This window comes from Desulfatitalea tepidiphila (assembly GCF_001293685.1).
In the GTDB taxonomy this organism is placed as follows: Bacteria; Desulfobacterota; Desulfobacteria; order Desulfobacterales; family Desulfosarcinaceae; genus Desulfatitalea; species Desulfatitalea tepidiphila.
The window spans coordinates 702,731-717,902 of the sequence record NZ_BCAG01000003.1 but is presented as its reverse complement, the minus strand read 5'-3'; the positions used below and the strand labels follow the sequence as shown (position 1 = coordinate 717,902).

The following is a 15,172-nucleotide window of genomic DNA, read 5'->3' as shown; positions in this document are numbered from 1 at the left end:
TGCCCCGTCACAGACCGCCAGGGAAAGGCAAATGACAAATAAAACTATAAAAACAGTATGTGTCCCAAGGTGATTTGGCAAGCAAAAAGCGGGCGGAAAAGGCAGGAGAAAAACAGGTCGAGCCGCACGATCGGGCCTATGACACCTCTTTCATTTGGATGGCATCCAGGGGACAGGCCTCGATGCAGTCCCAGCATCCCATGCACAGGTCGTAAAAAATGATGGGGGGCTCGAATGGGCCGTCGATCTGTTTGATCACTTTATGGGTGCAGGCCGCTACGGCCGGGCAGACCCCTTTTTCAGGATTGCAGTCCCTGGGGTTGCATGTATCATAATCCACCATTGCAAATATCTTTTTGGCTTGGATCGTCATGTTTCGGCCACTTCCCCTGGCTGAAAGGATAAAAGGAGTCGCGCTTCCCATCCGTCGGACGGCAAGGAGCGGTCGCCACAGGTTGCCAACATAACAAAAATGCCGGAGACCGAACAGAGGTCTCCGGCATTTTTTCGAATCGAACTTCTATTTTTGAAACTTCCGGGTCAATTGCGCAAACGCTTCGTCTGCTTCCTTCATAATGTTCTGAACCATGTCGTTGACCTTGGGCATGTCCTTGATGCGCTGGGCCACTTCGCCGGCGGCCATGAGCGCCTTTTCTTCGTTTCCTTCGTAGGTGGCCTTGATGGACTCGATCTCGTATTCGATCAGCGACATGTCGAGGTTGGAATAATCATCGGGCGTGCCGAGAAAAACGCCGGGTGACTTTTTAAGGGTATTTTGGGCGTGTTCTTCACTTCGAGGAGTCCTCAGCCACCGGGCCGGGCCCACAAAACCACGGGCAATCAGTGTGCCGCGGTCTCCGGCCTTGACCACGCCCTCTTTCCAGATCTGGTGGAAATCGCTTTCCTGGGTGGCCAGAAAACGGGTGCCCATCAGGATGCCGTCGGCACCCAACGCCAGGCCCGCGACGAGGGTCTTACCGTCGGAAAACCCGCCGCCGCCGATCACCAGCGTCTTGTCATCCGCTACGGCATCGACCACGGCCGGCAGCAGCACCATGGAGTGCAGCGGCTCCCAGTGCGTATGGAAACCACCCTCGTGCCCCGAGGCGACGATCACATCGACCCCAGCCTTTTTACAACGCATCGCACCCTTGACCGAGGGCACGATGTGAATCCAGGTGAAGCCCGCTTTTTTGATCTTCTCGCCCCACCCCATGGGATCGCCTGCGGAGGTGTACATCACCTTGAGGTGGTTTTTCATGTCGGGATTTTCCTCCCGAACCTTGATGGCCGTTTCGATCATGATATTGGCCTGCTCTTTCAGCTCGGCGGAGACCATCACGTTGGGCCCGTATACGCCGCCCTTATCCTTGACCAGTCGATAGGTTCGTTTCAGGACCTTTTCGAAAGCCGTCGCCATGTCGTCATCGCGGTCCGCCTCGCCGCTGTCGCAAAATGCGTTGTAGACCCAGGGCTGGGTTTCCTTGCTGAAAAGACCGCTGGTGGACAGCAGTCCGAGTACGCCGGCATTGGCTGCGGCGACACACAGATTGTTGTTGCTGAAAGGGCCCATGCCCGCCTGGATGATGGGATACTTGATGCCGATCAGGTCGCAGAGTCTTGATTTGATCATGTTAACTACCTCGTATGATTTTAAGTGTTTATCCGCCTGGATGGTCCGTGCCGCATTTTTTAGCAAGCTGTCGGGGGCGCTGTCAACCCAAAAAATCGAACGCTCGCTCTATTTTTATCGGTTACCGCCGACCTGGAGCTGCGATTCAGCGTCTAACCGCCGGTCCGCTTCGCCGAGATCGACGCGGACAAAGCGTGGCCGGTACAGGGCGGCATCCTGGTACAAGGCGTCCGGGTTGGAGACATGATTGAGATTGTACGACAGGAGCACACGGTTTTTGTCAAGGAATTGCACATGTGCAAAGGGATTGTAGGCAATCACCTGATCGTCGGCTTCCGGGGCCTGGTAAAGGGCCAGCGGTCCCTGCCAGGGGCCTTGGGGATGAACGGCTCGGTAGACGACGATGAGATTGGAAAACACGGCGCGACCGTCCATGGTGAAGAGGTAAAAGTGACGACCGGACCGAATCACGCTGTACTGGGTGGAGACGCCGGCCAGGATACGGCACGTTGCGACCGCCTGCCCCGACCAGCAAGCACCGTTGAAATAGTCCCACGGCCCTTTCAGGCGGCCGGCCGGTACACGCGCCACATGGGCCTCTTTGGGATGGTGCCGGTCGGCCGTGCCGTAGATATACGTATAGCCGTCGGCTTCCAGAAGGCAGACGCCATAAAGGATCTGATTATCCGATGGCGCAGGCTGGATACCGGTCAGCGTCAACGAAGGCAGGGAGACATTTGCCAGATCGGTGCCGATCCAGCGCCAGGCCCACAACTTGGGAGCGGTTTGCTCGAAACGATGCAGAAAAATCTTGAGGCGATTGCCCACGACGATACCGTGGCCGGGCCAGAACCATTCTTCTGCAGAAGAAGGGGAGAAAAAGGCACCCGGCTCTCCCCGGACAGAACCGACGCGCGTCTCCAACCGAGCGCCCTCTTGCACGACCAGCGAATTATGGACAAAGGGGGTATCGACGGGCCGGGTCCCGTCTGGCCGGACCCTGCCCAGGAGCGTATCGCCGAACAGCCAGAGCGTGCGGCCGTCGGGGAGCAAAACGGACAGGGTGCCGTCGCCTCCTGTCCATCCGGGGCCCGTGCGTTCAAAAAGCCGGTTGAAATCCTCGGCCGGCACGCAGATCGGCCGATGTTCGACATCGGGTGGGACAACCTGCCGGCAGGAGATGAAGCATAAAAGCAAAAACAGGATAACCGGCAGAACCTTCAGGTTTCGAAACCGACTTCCAACAGGTGTCATTTGCGAATGCAGCATTTGACGGTGCCCTCCCCTAATACTTTCATAAGCCAAGCTTTCGCCGGCCGGCGATTGAACCCGTGTTTGAACCCGTGTTTGAAATAGATCAGGTGGGAGAGGCACCGGCAGTCCGAGCAGCCGAACCCGCGTATACCGGTTCCCGCCCCAATCCCCTTGGTCAGGGCCGAAGCCCAGTCATGCTCCCGGCAAGGCATGCCCTCGGCCGTCCAGATCTCGGTCACCCTCGCTTCGACGCGGAAATAGTCGATATGCCAGTGCGGCCGGCGCACGGGCACGAGATGATGGCGCAGACGAGCGGCCAGTCCGCCCGGCCCAAAAGCGCTGCCCGCATAGGCATACCACCCGCGCTGAAATGCGATGCAGCCCAGGCGGCCGACCTGTATTGTCTTAAGCTCGGGCAGTCTCAGGACCAGCAGGTAGCTGCCTTTCCCCCTGGGCAACAGTTCGAGGTTCATGCCTGCAGACCGCCTGGACTGAAGGTGTCCTTAAAAATGCTCATGTTGATTTCAATTCTAAAGGACTTTGCGCCTGTTGCATAGTCCCCATCCACTAAGGGCGCATGTCACCATAAAGTTTAGAACCGCTCAGTCGACGGTCCACCATCGGCGATGCCTCATATTGACGGTTGACAACTCCGCTTCACATCGTCATACTGCGCACCGATTCATTCATTCAAAATTTCCTCACATTCGGAACGGCTGCAGATCGTCATCGGATCTGCCCTGCCTCGAGGAGAAGCATCATCCACGCCGCACCCGCGGCCTGTCGGGATGACCGGAAGTAAAACCTGTATATCGTTACCCCCCATCGGAGGCGCCCATGACAGTGCCCGCGTCCGATGCCGCGCGCTTCTGCTTCACCGTCGGCGGCATCGAATTTCTGGTCGTCGATTTCACGGCCACAGAAAAGATCTCCGAACCGTTTGAAGTCCGCCTGAACCTGGCCAGCGAGGATCGGGTCCCGTGCGAGGCCGCGCTCGGTCACAGCGGATGCCTCACCGTCCAGGGGCGGGATCATGAACGCTGTTTCCACGGCCTGGTGACCGAATTTTTTTACCGGGAAGCATCCGGGCGACTGGAGCGCTACGAGGCCCGGCTTGCGCCACAGGCCGCCTTGCTGAATCTGCGTAGCGACTGCCGCATCTTTGCCGGTCTTACCGTGCCTCAAATCGTCGCGCAGGTGTTCAAAGCCGCGGGCCTGGACCCCGATGGGTGGGCATTCCGGCTGCAGGGCAAGTATCCGCCAAGGGAGCATTGCGTGCAGTACCGCGAAAGCGACCTGGCTTTCGTGCGCCGACTGCTGGCCCAGGAAGGGATCTACTTTTTCTTCGAGCACGATCGGCAGCGCCACCGCATGGTCTTTGGCGACAGCCCGGCGGCCTATGGCCGGATCGCGGGTGAACGGACCCTGGACTACCACCCCGGCGCCGGACTGGTCCCAGAACATGAAGCCATCATCGATTGGGCGCGCACCTTTACGCTGACCAGCGACCGGGTGGAATTGGGCGACTACAATTTTGAAAGACCGGCCCTGAATTTGACCACCGCATCCTCCGGCCAGGACAAGGGCCGGACGCACTACGACTATCCGGGCGGCCACCGGCTGCCCGACCAGGGCCGCCGCCTGGCCCGGGTGCGGGAAGAGCAGCAGCGCATGTACCGGGACCTGGCCGAAGGCAGGAGCACGAAGCCTGGCCTGGCCCCGGGCCTGATCTTCAAGACGGACGGCCACCTATGCGCGGCCGACGACGGCGCCTACCTGGCCGTGCAGGTCCGCCACCGGGGCGATCAGCCCCAGTCGATAGAGGAGGTGAACACGGCCCGGGGCACCATCTATGTCAACACCTTTACGGCCGTGCCGGCCGAGGCCATCATCCGGCCCGAGCCCCTGCCCAAGCCCGTGATCCGGGGCGTGCAAACCGCCATCGTGACCGGTGCGGCCGACGGGCAGATCCACACCGACCGCCACGGCCGGGTCCAGGTGCGGTTTCACTGGGAAAGAGGCACGCCGGCCGGCACCTGGGTGCGCGTTACCCAGAGCTGGGCCGGCACCGCCTGGGGCGCCGTGCATCTGCCGCGAGCAGGCCAGGAGGTGATCGTGGGCTTTGAAGAGGGCGACCCGGACCGGCCCATGATCACCGGCCGGCTCTACCACGGGCAAAACCTGCCGCCTTACCCCCTGCCCGCCCAAAAGAGCGTATCGACCATCAAAAGCCGCTCGACATCCGGAGAAGGGTTCAACGAGATCCGCTTCGAAGATCGCAAGGAGGGCGAACAGCTCTTTGTGCATGCCCAGCGGCAGATGGACCTGGTGGTCGAAAACGACCGGCGCACCTTTGTCGGCCGCAGCGCCCACACCCATATCCAGGGCTCGCGTCTGACGCACATCGGCGGCAGCCGCCATTTCCGCGTGGGCGCCGATGCTGTGGAGACAATCGACGGCGTTGCCTGCCTGACCGTGGGCAAGGACCTTGAACGCAAAAGCGGCGGCGACCATGTGCTTCAGACCGGCGGCAGCATGGACATTGCGGCCCTGGCCGACGCGGTGCTCGAGGCCGGCGCCCGCCTGACGTTGAAGGTGGGGCCCAGCTTCGTCACCATCGGATCATCGGGCATCGCCATCGGCGCGCCGCGCATCAATTTCAACAGCGGGGGCAGCGCCCTGACCGGCCGGGGCACATTTACCCAGTCGCCGCTTGCACCCCAGAGTGCGGACGGCGCATTGGCCGGCGAAACATCCGAAAGCCACCCGGTGCCATCGGCGACAATCCGGCCGGATGCCGCCATTGCACCAGGGCCCGCTTCTGCGGCAGCGCCTGTTTCTAATGCAATTCCAATTTCTTCTGCAGCGCCCGGAGCAGACGCCCGGGCCGGGACACCGGTCCAACCGCTGCGCCTCAAACAACAGCTGGTGGACATCGTGCACATCACCGGAGAGGCGCACTTTTACGTGCTGGACCAGGACGAGAGCGAGGCCTTGAAGCAGGAGATCGACGAGGTGCAGCGGCTCATCGACGAGTTCCACCACATCCTTCAGAACGCCGATGACTGTATGGCCTGTCTGAACGTCTCGGATCCGGAGGCCGAGTGCGGCTGCATCCGCTGCCAGAAACAGCGCTGGGCCCTGAAAGCAAGAGATGCCGGGCTGCTGACCCTAACCCCCACCGAGGACATCGCGCCCGATACCCATCTGACCACGGCCGAGGACCTTCAGGGCCGGTTGTACACCCTGCGCCAGGCCCGCGACTTTTACCAGGCTTATCACCCCCGGCTGCTGCGCGACGGTTTGAAAGGCAGCTACGTGGAGAGCAACTGGCAGGCCCTGCGGCAGGTCAAGTTAAACGAGCTGCACGGACAGATCGCCGCCGTGCAGCGGCAACTCGACGAGCGGCCCGCGCCGGAACCCGATGCCCGGCGACCGGCATCGGTGGCCGGCGCGCCGTCCGACGGCGCCAAAAGCAAGCGCGCCGTGGCCTACGAACGGGGCCGCCAGAGCAGCACCGGCACCCAGGTGATCGAGGTGGTCGTCTTCAGCCGGCCGGACCGGCGCTACTATATACGCGCCCGGTACCGGGAACAGGTCTCATGGCGCAGAACCGTGCACACCGACGTGCTTCGCACCCACCCGTTCAACCGGCAGTTGGCCACCCGCCTGATCGCGGATATCAAGCAAGGCATAAAGGACGATGCCGACACCAGCACCTTCGGCACCCTGGAGGCCCGGCTCAAGACCTGGTCCAGCCGCGACGACAACCTGCTCAATGCCTTGCACCGGGAATTTGCCTGGACCAGCGACCATGCCGACGCGGCCCGCTATGCGGTAAGCGCCGAAGCCCACCTGCTGCGCTTTGCCGCCTCGGCCAGCGCCGGCATCAACAGCTGGCAGATCGACAAAGGGCAGGTGGAAATCGGGGTCAAGGCCGGCGCCGCCATCTCCCTCGCCGAAGGCAAGGTCGCGTTGAACACCTTTTATCCGTCCCAGGGCGGCTATCCCCTGCACCTGTCCTACCGCAACGGGCTGGGGCAGACGATACACCATCCCTTTGGCGCGCTGCGCCTGCACGGCAGCGTCGTGCTCAGCTGTTTTACCGGGGCCCAGGCCTTTGCCGACGCAGGGATCAAAGCCACTTACAAGGCGCAGGAGGTGGCCTCGGGCGCCACGGCCCTGCTCGGCACCCCGTCCGTATCGGTCGGCCTGGGCGGCCGTTTGGGCCTTAAAGCCGAAGCCTTTGCCGGCGCCCGGGCCGGCGGCAGCCTGAGCGGCGACCTGCAGTGGCTCGCGCCGGCCCACCAAGGCCGCGGCGCCCGGCTTTACGGCCGGCAGATGAGCGGCGCGGGGAACTGGCGCGAACTGGCCACGGTCAAGACCGAAGGCAACGTGGCCGCCGGCCTGGGCGCCGGCGCCAATTTTGGTTTGAGCATATCCAAGGACCAGTTGACCTTTAACTGCAACGCCAGCCTGGTATTCGGGCCCGGTGCCGCCGGCGGGTTCGGCACCATCGTCGATTTTGAGAAAATCTACGATGTGATCAAACTGGTGTGCGAGGCGTTGGCGGATATCGATTACCGTTACTTGTATAGTGTTACGGAAGAGGCATTTAAATTCATTTCTTTTGGAATTTATCAGGCAATTTCATCTCCAGGCCGGACTGCTGCGGAGATATTTCAAAATGGCTTTCGCGAAGTCATGAGGTGGTGGCAGTTTCGCACATTCTTAAAAGCAGAGGCGGAAAGAATAGCCACGAACTTGCTTCAAGATAGAACGGTGTTGTTGGATGGCAAAAGCCTGTCCATTGGAAAGTTGCCTCCAGAAACAGTGGGGCCGATGATTTATGTCTTAAGCGAGAGTTTTATCGGCAGTTGGGAGTCTGGTCAGGAAGAGGCGATTGTTTTACTTTTGAGCTCAATTGGCAGCTGGCACCAATTTGTCAAAGTATTGGAACATATGTCTCCCAAAGCCGAAAAAGTCAATGCTGCTGGAAGTCTAAATCGGTTGAATTCAATCTTGGATGGGCGCCAGCAAGATCAATTCAATCAATTCATTCACAACCTTCCAGAAAGCTCTCTAAAGGCTGAAAACAAAAAAACAATTGCTTGGGCAACAAGAAATCCCAATCTTAAAAGGGAGATACTAATAGCAGCAAAAACCAGCGGACTTTTCGATGGCGTTGCTTAAATGCGAGATTAATCCTCCAAGGGCCTGTCCATTTGTATGGCGCAACGAAAGCTTAAGGTCGAGTAGTAATCTTTTTTGATTAGATCTTCAGCTCTGCGCAAAACGGAGTGCGCGGTCATCCAAGGTGTTTCATAGAATGGTGTTCCTCTCATCACCTTTTTATTCCCATTCTCCGGCCCCGTAGGATTGTCTACTGGGGATACCAGGTAGTAATCTTCCGCATACCAGTCATTTACCCATTCATTCACATTCCCAACCAAATCATACAGGCCGAGTGGATTTGGAGAGACGCTGCCGATTGATGATACAATTGGATTCATGTTTTCTTGCCTACGAGGGTAATTTCTTCCAAAATCGATATTACCATTATCGGTCGGATACCAAACATATTGGCCGCGATTCCGGGCTGCATACTCCCATTGGGCTTCCGTCGGCAAGTCAACCGGATACCCACTCAACTCACCCAGCCATAAGCAGTAATCCTTGGCCTCCTGCCAACCTTTTGTATGCGCAGGCTTATTGGGCAAAAAATGCACTTTAAGATCCTCTCTCTCTCGATACTCTTTATCAAACAACTCTTTTCCATGCGCCGTCCGAAACAGATCAAAATCTCTCAACGTCGTATGATACCTGGATAGGTAAAAGCTGCTCAGCCGAACCTTGTGAAGATGGTCATCGTCCGTGTACATGGTGATCGGACACATCTCCTCGGGTGCCAGGCCGCAGGGCCACTCGCACATGTTGGATGGATCGTATTCGCATGGGATGCCGAAATCACCCATCTCAAATTCCCCGCCTTCGATGAACACCATATTGTCAATGGATCGAACGACGGTTTCGAGAATGCGACGGCGCATTTCCGAAGGCAAATCACCGTGACGGCGGTCGATCCTTGCGGCGATCTCCTTGACTTTGGCGGGGGAAAGCTTTTCGCTTTGAGGCAACGGCTGGGCCGTGCTCTTGCAGGCCAGCAGGAGCATAAGCCCTAAAAAAATAAAAATTCGCTGTGTATTCATCTGATGGTCTCTGTTGATCTTCTGAAACATTCGCATCTGACGATGAAAAACAGATGCAGCCTCGGCATGCTGAAGATGCGCCGGAAAAGGTAGGTCACACTGATGGGCGTGACCATAGTCGTTCGGATCATCGGTGTCAAGACAGCAATTCTGACGACTTGTTACGAGTCCATCACCACTAACTGAACGTGATCCACCCGGAAGGGGGTGCTCTCCAAAATATTTTCAGGAAAAAATTTGCATGGCAAGGCAGATGGCAGGCGCGGGTGGAGCAGGTGGCCAGGGCCACATACGCCTGCGGTCCTAGTGCCGGTTGAATGCAAACGGCGGACAAGCGGCCCAGACTGTTTGAGCGCAGCGAGTTTCTGGGCCGCCCGCCGTGCATTTTACCGGCACTTGACCGCTTGGCGTGTGGCATCGGCCACCTGTTCCACCCGCGCCGGGTTTAATGCACACCAGCCAGACAGAATAGTTGGCCCAAAAAAGGTTACACCGGCGCCGGCATCACGACGGAATATTATTCAAGGCGAAAGCATCTCCGGCAAATCCACCACCTCCTGCTCCACTCCACCGTTGTACTGTTCGATCAGCCGGATCACCGGCCCGCATTCGGGATTGTCGGTGTCGAAGGCGGCCTTGCGCTTCTGCTTGTCGAGAAATTCCCGGCGACTGTACTGCTGAAAGAGCGTCTCCAGGTTCGTTGGAATGTAAAGCCTGGCCGAGGGCACCACCTTTTGCAGACGCTGGAAAATGTAAAGCCCCTCCCAGTCGTAATCGCCGAAGTGCAGCACGGTTTCCGGAGGGTGGCGAAAGGCATTGAGGGCGTCGAGTACCATCTCGGAGACATTGCCGCCCAGGTAGGCCGCCATCACCGGGACAGGTGCACCGGTATAGTCGGTGCGGTGAAACGGCTCCCAGTTTTCGATGGTGAGCAGCCGCCAGCGGACCGGCACGGGCAATTCGGCCAGCCGGTCGCTGCACGCGGCGGCCATGCCATAGGTGCGGGTCATGGCGCTCAATGGGCCGTCGCCGAACCACTTGAAGAGAAACGGTAGCACCGAATGGGCGCTCCTGCCGATTTTGCTCCCGCCGCTGCGCACGATATTGGCCTGGCGCGTGGGCAGGGTCTGCCAATCGACCGCATGCGGCGGGTACCTGGCGTCCGTCCATTGGCGCAACTGGGCCGGATCGGCGGCCACCACGGTCCGCCGCAGACCGGCGCTGCGAATGGCGACGATCTCCAGGGCGAGCAACTCGCCCACGACCCGGCCGTCGGCGGCCGAATGGGCCACCCTGCCCGTTTCAAGAAGCGTGGTCAGCCAGGCGGGGCGCTTCATCGGACACCGGCGGTTGGGGTTTCTTGGTGACCTTCACCATGGCGGCCAGGTAACTGCGGCTGCCGTTGCGCCGGAAAATGTAGTTGTGGGAAATATCCTTGCGGATCTCCGGGCTGGCGAAGATGGGCAGAAAGTTGTTGCGGCCGCAGTAGGCGATCAACTGGTTGAGGTTGTCCGCGTCGATGCTGCCCACCTCGTCGAGGAAGAAGGGGATGCGCGTGCCGACGATGTTCTTGCGCTCCTGCAGCAGGCCGATCAGCCCCAGGTAGATGACGATTTTGACGCCGGTCTCGGTGCCGTGGGATTCGAAGCGGTGAATCTCGTAACGCTCCACCGGCTTGTCCTGGTAGCTGAACCGCACCGAGAACTTGAGGCGGAACATGTCCTTGAGGTTGATCTCGTTGCCGTATTTTTTGATCTGGTTGAAGTAATCTTCCACGATGGCGTGGGCCGCTTCGAGGGGTGTGGCCGGCGAACTGGCGGCGAACAGGTCCAGCTGGCCCGGCGTGCTGTGGTCGATGGCGTCCAGCAGGTCGGTCTTCTCCAGGGCCACGCCGATCTGTTCGATGTTGGAGATGCGCACGTTGCGCACCGCCTTGTTCAGCGCCGCCACCTGGGCCTCGACCCCGGCGTAGGCCTGGGTGATCTTGGAGAGCTTGGCCCGCACGAGGGTGAAAACCCCATCGTACTCGCGCTGCAGCTGGGCTTCCAGCCCGCCGACCTCTTCGGCCAGGTTTGCCTTCTGGGCCAGCCAGCGCTCGAAGGAGATGTCGGCCGCGGCCCGCTCGTAGCGTGCCTCGAGCTCGGCCTTGGGCTCGTTCAAATCGTTTTGCAGGCGCCCCATGGCCTTGACGATCTCTTCCAGTTGGGCCTGCAGCTGGCGATATTCGTCACGCAAGGCCTCCAGGGTGAGCTCGTCCAATTGTTGCGGCGCGTCGCTCTCACAGAACGTCAACCGATCGTGCGCGCGGCTCACATGCTCCCACTGGGCCTGGGCGGCCTGCAGGGCGGCATGGGTCTTGAGCTGCTCCCGGCGCAGGGCCTGGTTCTCCTTCTCCTGCTCTTCCTGGGATTGGCTCATCCGCTGCACCGCCTCGCCCAACCGCTTCTCTTCGGCAGCGAGGCGATCGGCATTTTCCCAGCGGGCCGTCAACTCCTGCAGCTCGGCGAACTGGCCCAGAAGCGTCTCCTTGTCCCGGACAGCCGCATCCAGGTCCCTGAGCTCCTGCTCCTTGCGGGCCACGTTTCCGGCGATCTCGATCCGCGCGCGCACCTTGGCCATGTCGCTTTCGAGCCGCGATTTCCGAGACGCCAGGGGTTCCTGCTCCTTGTCGGGCACGAACCACGCGGACCGGGGCACATCCAGGCCGAACGCCTGGAAGCGCCCCTCCTCATCCAGGAATCCGGTGACCCGGGCCGAAGCGTCCAGAAACGCCTCCCGGTCGGTCAAGACCTCGGCCGCCCGCAGACTGGCCAGATCATGGGAGACCAGGAACCTGAGCAGCGCCCGATGGGATTCGTCGAAACCGGCCTCCTCCCAAAGCTGCTGCAGGGTGCCGGCCTGCATCAGGCGCAGCACACGCTCATGTTCGCGTTCCAGACTGCGCAACTGCCGTTGCAGATCCCCGGCATCGCCCGCCTGAACCGCCGCCAGGGCGTTCTGCAACTCCACCCGGCTGTGGGTCAATTCGTCCCGCTCCTGGCGGATCAAGGGTTCCGAGTGCCGGGAGCAGATCTCGGAAAGCTTTGCGAAACGCGCCTTCCGGGCCTCGATATCTTTCAGTTCGGTCCCGGCCTCGTGAATGCGCTGCACCAGGCGCCTGATCGATTGATCCAGCCGCACCTGCCGCTCTTCCTGGCGTTGATTCTCGCCGGCGCGCGCCTCTTTTTCCGCGGCCAGTCGGGCCAGGTAAACCGCAGACAAGTGATACAGCCGTTCGGCATGTCGCTGCCGGTTCTCCTCGGCCGCGGCGATCTGGGCCAGGATCGACTGGTAGCGGGCCATGACCGGTTTGAGCCCTTCCAGCTCGTGCAGCTCGATCCGCAGCCGGTTGATGTGCCGGTACTTCTGCTCGAAATCCTGCAGCAAGTTGAAGCTGGTCCTGACCGCCCCCTTTTCCACGATGCGGATCAAGAACTGCTGTACATCGGCCGCGTCGATGCGGTCCAGCCGCAGCAGCCCCTGCATGAGTTTCCGAAGCAGCCGGAAGTTGGTCTTGGAGAGATCGAACATGGGCACGTTGTACTCGCTGCGCGTGTGCAGCCCCAGCAGGGCCTCTTCGTAGCGCTCGAAGCGATCGAAACGGGCGAAGTCGCGGGTAAAGAAAGCGGACTGGAGCTCCTGCAACGGCAGCGGCGCTTTGTCCGGGCCGAGAAACGCCTGTAGATCGAAAGCCCCGTTGAACACGAAGTTGACCCGCGAGTCCGATTCGCCGGTGCCGTAGATGCCCACCGTGCGGATGCTGCCGGTGATGGTGCGCACCTCGAAGAGGATATAGGAACCTTCCGGCCGGAAGTAAAAGTTCAGCGATTCTCCCACCGGCTTGATGAAAGTCATCTCCTGGATGGTGGGGAAGAAGAGAAACTGGATCAGCGCGATCAGGCTGGTCTTGCCCACGTTGTTGGCGCCCACCAGGTGAACGGCCTCGACATCGAAGTTGAGGCTGAGGGTGTCGAACATGCCGCTGTTGATCAGCCCGATTCTGCGGATGCTGCTGGTGTAGTTATGCATCGCCCTGCTCTTGTGCTTCTGCCACGGTGTCGTCCGGCTCCCCGGTGTTGATCTGCTGGTGCAGCCGCCGCGCCAAGTCGATCAGCCGTTCGGCGGGCCGTCGCAGCGTCATCGTCCGCGCATTGTCGTCGTATTCCAGAAACCCCTTGTTGGCCAGGCGCCGGAAGAGCTGTTCCAGGGCGCCGTCGTTGCCGCCTTCGATGCCCACCTGGTCGAGGTACTCCTTGCCGTACCCGTCCCGGAACCAGTCCAGTTCGGCCCAGGGAACGCTCAGTTGAAACAGGTCGCCGTAGCTCTTGCCCTTTTCCAGCCACAGATCGGCCAGCAGGAAAAGCGCCACCACGGCCTGTCGCTCCTCCTGGCTGAGGGTCTTGTTCTCCTTTTCGAGAAAGATCACCTGCTTCTCACGCGACAGGGTGAACCCGCTCAGCGCCAGGTGATCCCGGAACCAGTCGAAATGCCGGTCCAGGATCGCGTACCAGCGGTCGTAGACCGCCTTGTAAAGATCCGAGTCGCTGAACTGGTACCCGCGCAGCAGCACCTGGATGATTTTCTGGGTATCCTGGGGCGCATCAACCATGGATAGACTCCCAAGTAACATCGAAATCTTCCATCTCCACCTCGAACTCATTCAAATCAATGGCAAAAGGACGATCGCCCATGCGCACCGCAAAGGGCGGATCGGTGATCACCAGCGGCAGCACCATGGCCTTGAGCCGTTCGCCGGGCGGATAGTCGCCGAATTCCCGGGCCACGAACCCCGGCCAGCCGGCGATATGGCGCTCTTTGGCGATGCACGCCAGCAGCGTCTCCTCCATGAGCAGGAGACGGTCGGCCGGTTCCTCCTTTGGCAGATGGATGGCCAGAGGCCGCGGCCGGGGAACGAACTTGCGGTGCGCCACGTCGTTGAAGAAGAGGCCCACCTTCTCCAGGTCGGCGGCCTGGTTGGACATCAACCCCGGGGCCACGATCGTCTCCGCCTGCAGTCGCGGCCAAACGGACCCCAGGTTTCCCAGGCAGCGCGCCAGGGCCTCCTTGATGCTCTTCTCCTCGAGCAGGGAGTTGAGCAGCGAGCGGCTGGTGTCGATCAGGGTCTCGAAATGGCGGATCAGGGTGTAGTCGATATACTGGATATCGATGTTGAGCCGGCGCCGGCGCATGTCCAGCTCCACCGACTCGCCCAGCAGGCGGCGGTCGGCGGCCAGGTCGGCCATGCGGCGGCGCAGCAGGGCCATCTTGCGCACCGGTTCGGACTGGGGATCGATCAGCTCGCGCAGCGGCTCGATGTAGCGGCGGTGAACGGTCCGCAACGACTCGATGCGAGCGTCGATCGGCCGGCCCGCATCGTTGCGCTTCATGTCGCCGAAGGCCCGCATGCAGGCCTGGTAATGCTGGTAACCGCTTTCGCGAACGTCGCGCACCGCCAGGTAGAGCTTGTCCACCGTATCGGCGACCTGGGCCACCACCGGTTCCTCGGCGAACAACTGCTGCTGCAGCAGGTCGGTCAGGGCGCCGATCTCGTAGATCTGGTCGCGCAGAAAATCGGCGTGGGTCAGCTTGCCGCGGCGCTCGTAAAAATTGACCAGACCGGCCACGATGGGGTTGACGGTATATTCACAGTCCGCTTCGGCGTAGAGGATCGCCGTGCGGCAATAGCGCTCGATGAGCCGGTCTTTTTCCGCCGGCGCGATGAGGTGCCGCTCCATGTAGGCCAGCAGCTGGGCGCGCGTGATCACGCCCTGTTCGGCGCACAAATCGACCAGCAGCCCGTGGTGCAGGCCGGCGGTGCTCAAAAATCCCTGGAAAGTGGTGATGGCCATGGCACGCGCCCCCATGGACGCCGGTTGAAAACTTAAAATTGGCTCACCGGCCGTGCAGCTCGGCGCGGCCTCCGCAAAAGATGCATGTCAGTTCCGGCATGGATGCCTCCCGGGATGGTCTGGATCGGATCGACCCGATTGTTCAACCCAGCTTTGAGTCTGATTATTTGCTTTGGACCTAAAGGTCA

The 15,172-nt window shown here is 60.5% G+C and carries 10 protein-coding genes; 1 reads left to right on the top strand and 9 read right to left on the bottom strand.

Going from position 1 to position 15,172, the window contains the following annotated elements; all coding sequences use genetic code 11:
- Nucleotides 1-136 precede the first annotated feature (136 nt).
- From DFT_RS07755 to DFT_RS07740, 4 genes are all read right to left on the bottom strand, one after another.
- Nucleotides 137-373: a 4Fe-4S binding protein gene (locus DFT_RS07755; protein WP_054030648.1), complete on the bottom strand. Its 237-nt coding sequence runs from the start codon at nt 371-373 to the stop codon at nt 137-139.
- 147 nt (nt 374-520) lie between these two features.
- Nucleotides 521-1,633: an NAD(P)H-dependent flavin oxidoreductase gene (locus tag DFT_RS07750; RefSeq protein ID WP_054030647.1), complete on the bottom strand. Its 1,113-nt coding sequence runs from the start codon at nt 1,631-1,633 to the stop codon at nt 521-523.
- 114 nt (nt 1,634-1,747) lie between these two features.
- Nucleotides 1,748-2,902: a DUF5005 domain-containing protein gene (locus DFT_RS07745; RefSeq protein ID WP_083453386.1), complete on the bottom strand. Its 1,155-nt coding sequence runs from the start codon at nt 2,900-2,902 to the stop codon at nt 1,748-1,750.
- Nucleotides 2,884-3,360, bottom strand: a complete 477-nt coding sequence (locus tag DFT_RS07740; RefSeq protein ID WP_054030645.1) for a GIY-YIG nuclease family protein — start codon at nt 3,358-3,360, stop codon at nt 2,884-2,886. Before DFT_RS07740 ends, DFT_RS07745 begins: the two co-directional genes overlap by 19 nt.
- Nucleotides 3,361-3,724: 364 nt before the next feature.
- Between DFT_RS07740 and DFT_RS25450 the strand changes: the two genes are divergently transcribed.
- A complete protein-coding gene (locus DFT_RS25450; protein WP_083453385.1) occupies nt 3,725-8,080 on the top strand; it encodes a type VI secretion system Vgr family protein in 4,356 nt (1,451 codons plus the stop codon).
- A gap of 8 nt (nt 8,081-8,088) precedes the next feature.
- On the opposite strand, the gene DFT_RS07730 is transcribed toward DFT_RS25450, so the two are convergent.
- From DFT_RS07730 to DFT_RS07710, 5 genes are all read right to left on the bottom strand, one after another.
- Entirely contained in the window at nt 8,089-9,096 is a 1,008-nt protein-coding gene (locus tag DFT_RS07730; RefSeq protein WP_083453384.1) for a formylglycine-generating enzyme family protein, read from the bottom strand.
- Between the two features lie 521 nt (nt 9,097-9,617).
- A complete protein-coding gene (locus DFT_RS07725; RefSeq protein WP_054030644.1) occupies nt 9,618-10,433 on the bottom strand; it encodes a Wadjet anti-phage system protein JetD domain-containing protein in 816 nt (271 codons plus the stop codon).
- On the bottom strand, nt 10,399-13,164 hold the full coding sequence (locus DFT_RS07720; protein WP_054030643.1) for an Mks condensin complex protein MksF: 2,766 nt from the start codon (nt 13,162-13,164) through the stop codon (nt 10,399-10,401). The genes DFT_RS07725 and DFT_RS07720 overlap by 35 nt, the downstream gene beginning before the upstream one ends.
- Nucleotides 13,157-13,744 carry a condensin complex protein MksE gene (locus DFT_RS07715; protein ID WP_054030642.1) on the bottom strand — a complete coding sequence of 196 codons (588 nt, stop codon included), beginning with the start codon at nt 13,742-13,744 and terminating at the stop codon, nt 13,157-13,159. Before DFT_RS07715 ends, DFT_RS07720 begins: the two co-directional genes overlap by 8 nt.
- Nucleotides 13,737-14,984 carry a hypothetical protein gene (locus tag DFT_RS07710; RefSeq protein ID WP_054030641.1) on the bottom strand — a complete coding sequence of 416 codons (1,248 nt, stop codon included), beginning with the start codon at nt 14,982-14,984 and terminating at the stop codon, nt 13,737-13,739. Before DFT_RS07710 ends, DFT_RS07715 begins: the two co-directional genes overlap by 8 nt.
- Between the last annotated feature and the right edge of the window lie 188 nt (nt 14,985-15,172).

Excerpts from the sequence above, each read along its gene's own strand:
- DFT_RS25450 (WP_083453385.1), top strand. The coding sequence starts at position 3,725 with ATGACAGTGCCCGCGTCCGATGCCGCGCGCTTCTGCTTCACCGTCGGC.
- DFT_RS07730 (WP_083453384.1), bottom strand. The coding sequence starts at position 9,096 with ATGAATACACAGCGAATTTTTATTTTTTTAGGGCTTATGCTCCTGCTG.
- DFT_RS07745 (WP_083453386.1), bottom strand. The coding sequence starts at position 2,902 with ATGCTGCATTCGCAAATGACACCTGTTGGAAGTCGGTTTCGAAACCTG.
- DFT_RS07750 (WP_054030647.1), bottom strand. The coding sequence starts at position 1,633 with ATGATCAAATCAAGACTCTGCGACCTGATCGGCATCAAGTATCCCATC.
- DFT_RS07725 (WP_054030644.1), bottom strand. The coding sequence starts at position 10,433 with ATGAAGCGCCCCGCCTGGCTGACCACGCTTCTTGAAACGGGCAGGGTG.
- DFT_RS07740 (WP_054030645.1), bottom strand. The coding sequence starts at position 3,360 with ATGAACCTCGAACTGTTGCCCAGGGGGAAAGGCAGCTACCTGCTGGTC.
- DFT_RS07715 (WP_054030642.1), bottom strand. The coding sequence starts at position 13,744 with ATGGTTGATGCGCCCCAGGATACCCAGAAAATCATCCAGGTGCTGCTG.
- DFT_RS07720 (WP_054030643.1), bottom strand. The coding sequence starts at position 13,164 with ATGCATAACTACACCAGCAGCATCCGCAGAATCGGGCTGATCAACAGC.
- DFT_RS07755 (WP_054030648.1), bottom strand. The coding sequence starts at position 373 with ATGACGATCCAAGCCAAAAAGATATTTGCAATGGTGGATTATGATACA.
- DFT_RS07710 (WP_054030641.1), bottom strand. The coding sequence starts at position 14,984 with ATGGCCATCACCACTTTCCAGGGATTTTTGAGCACCGCCGGCCTGCAC.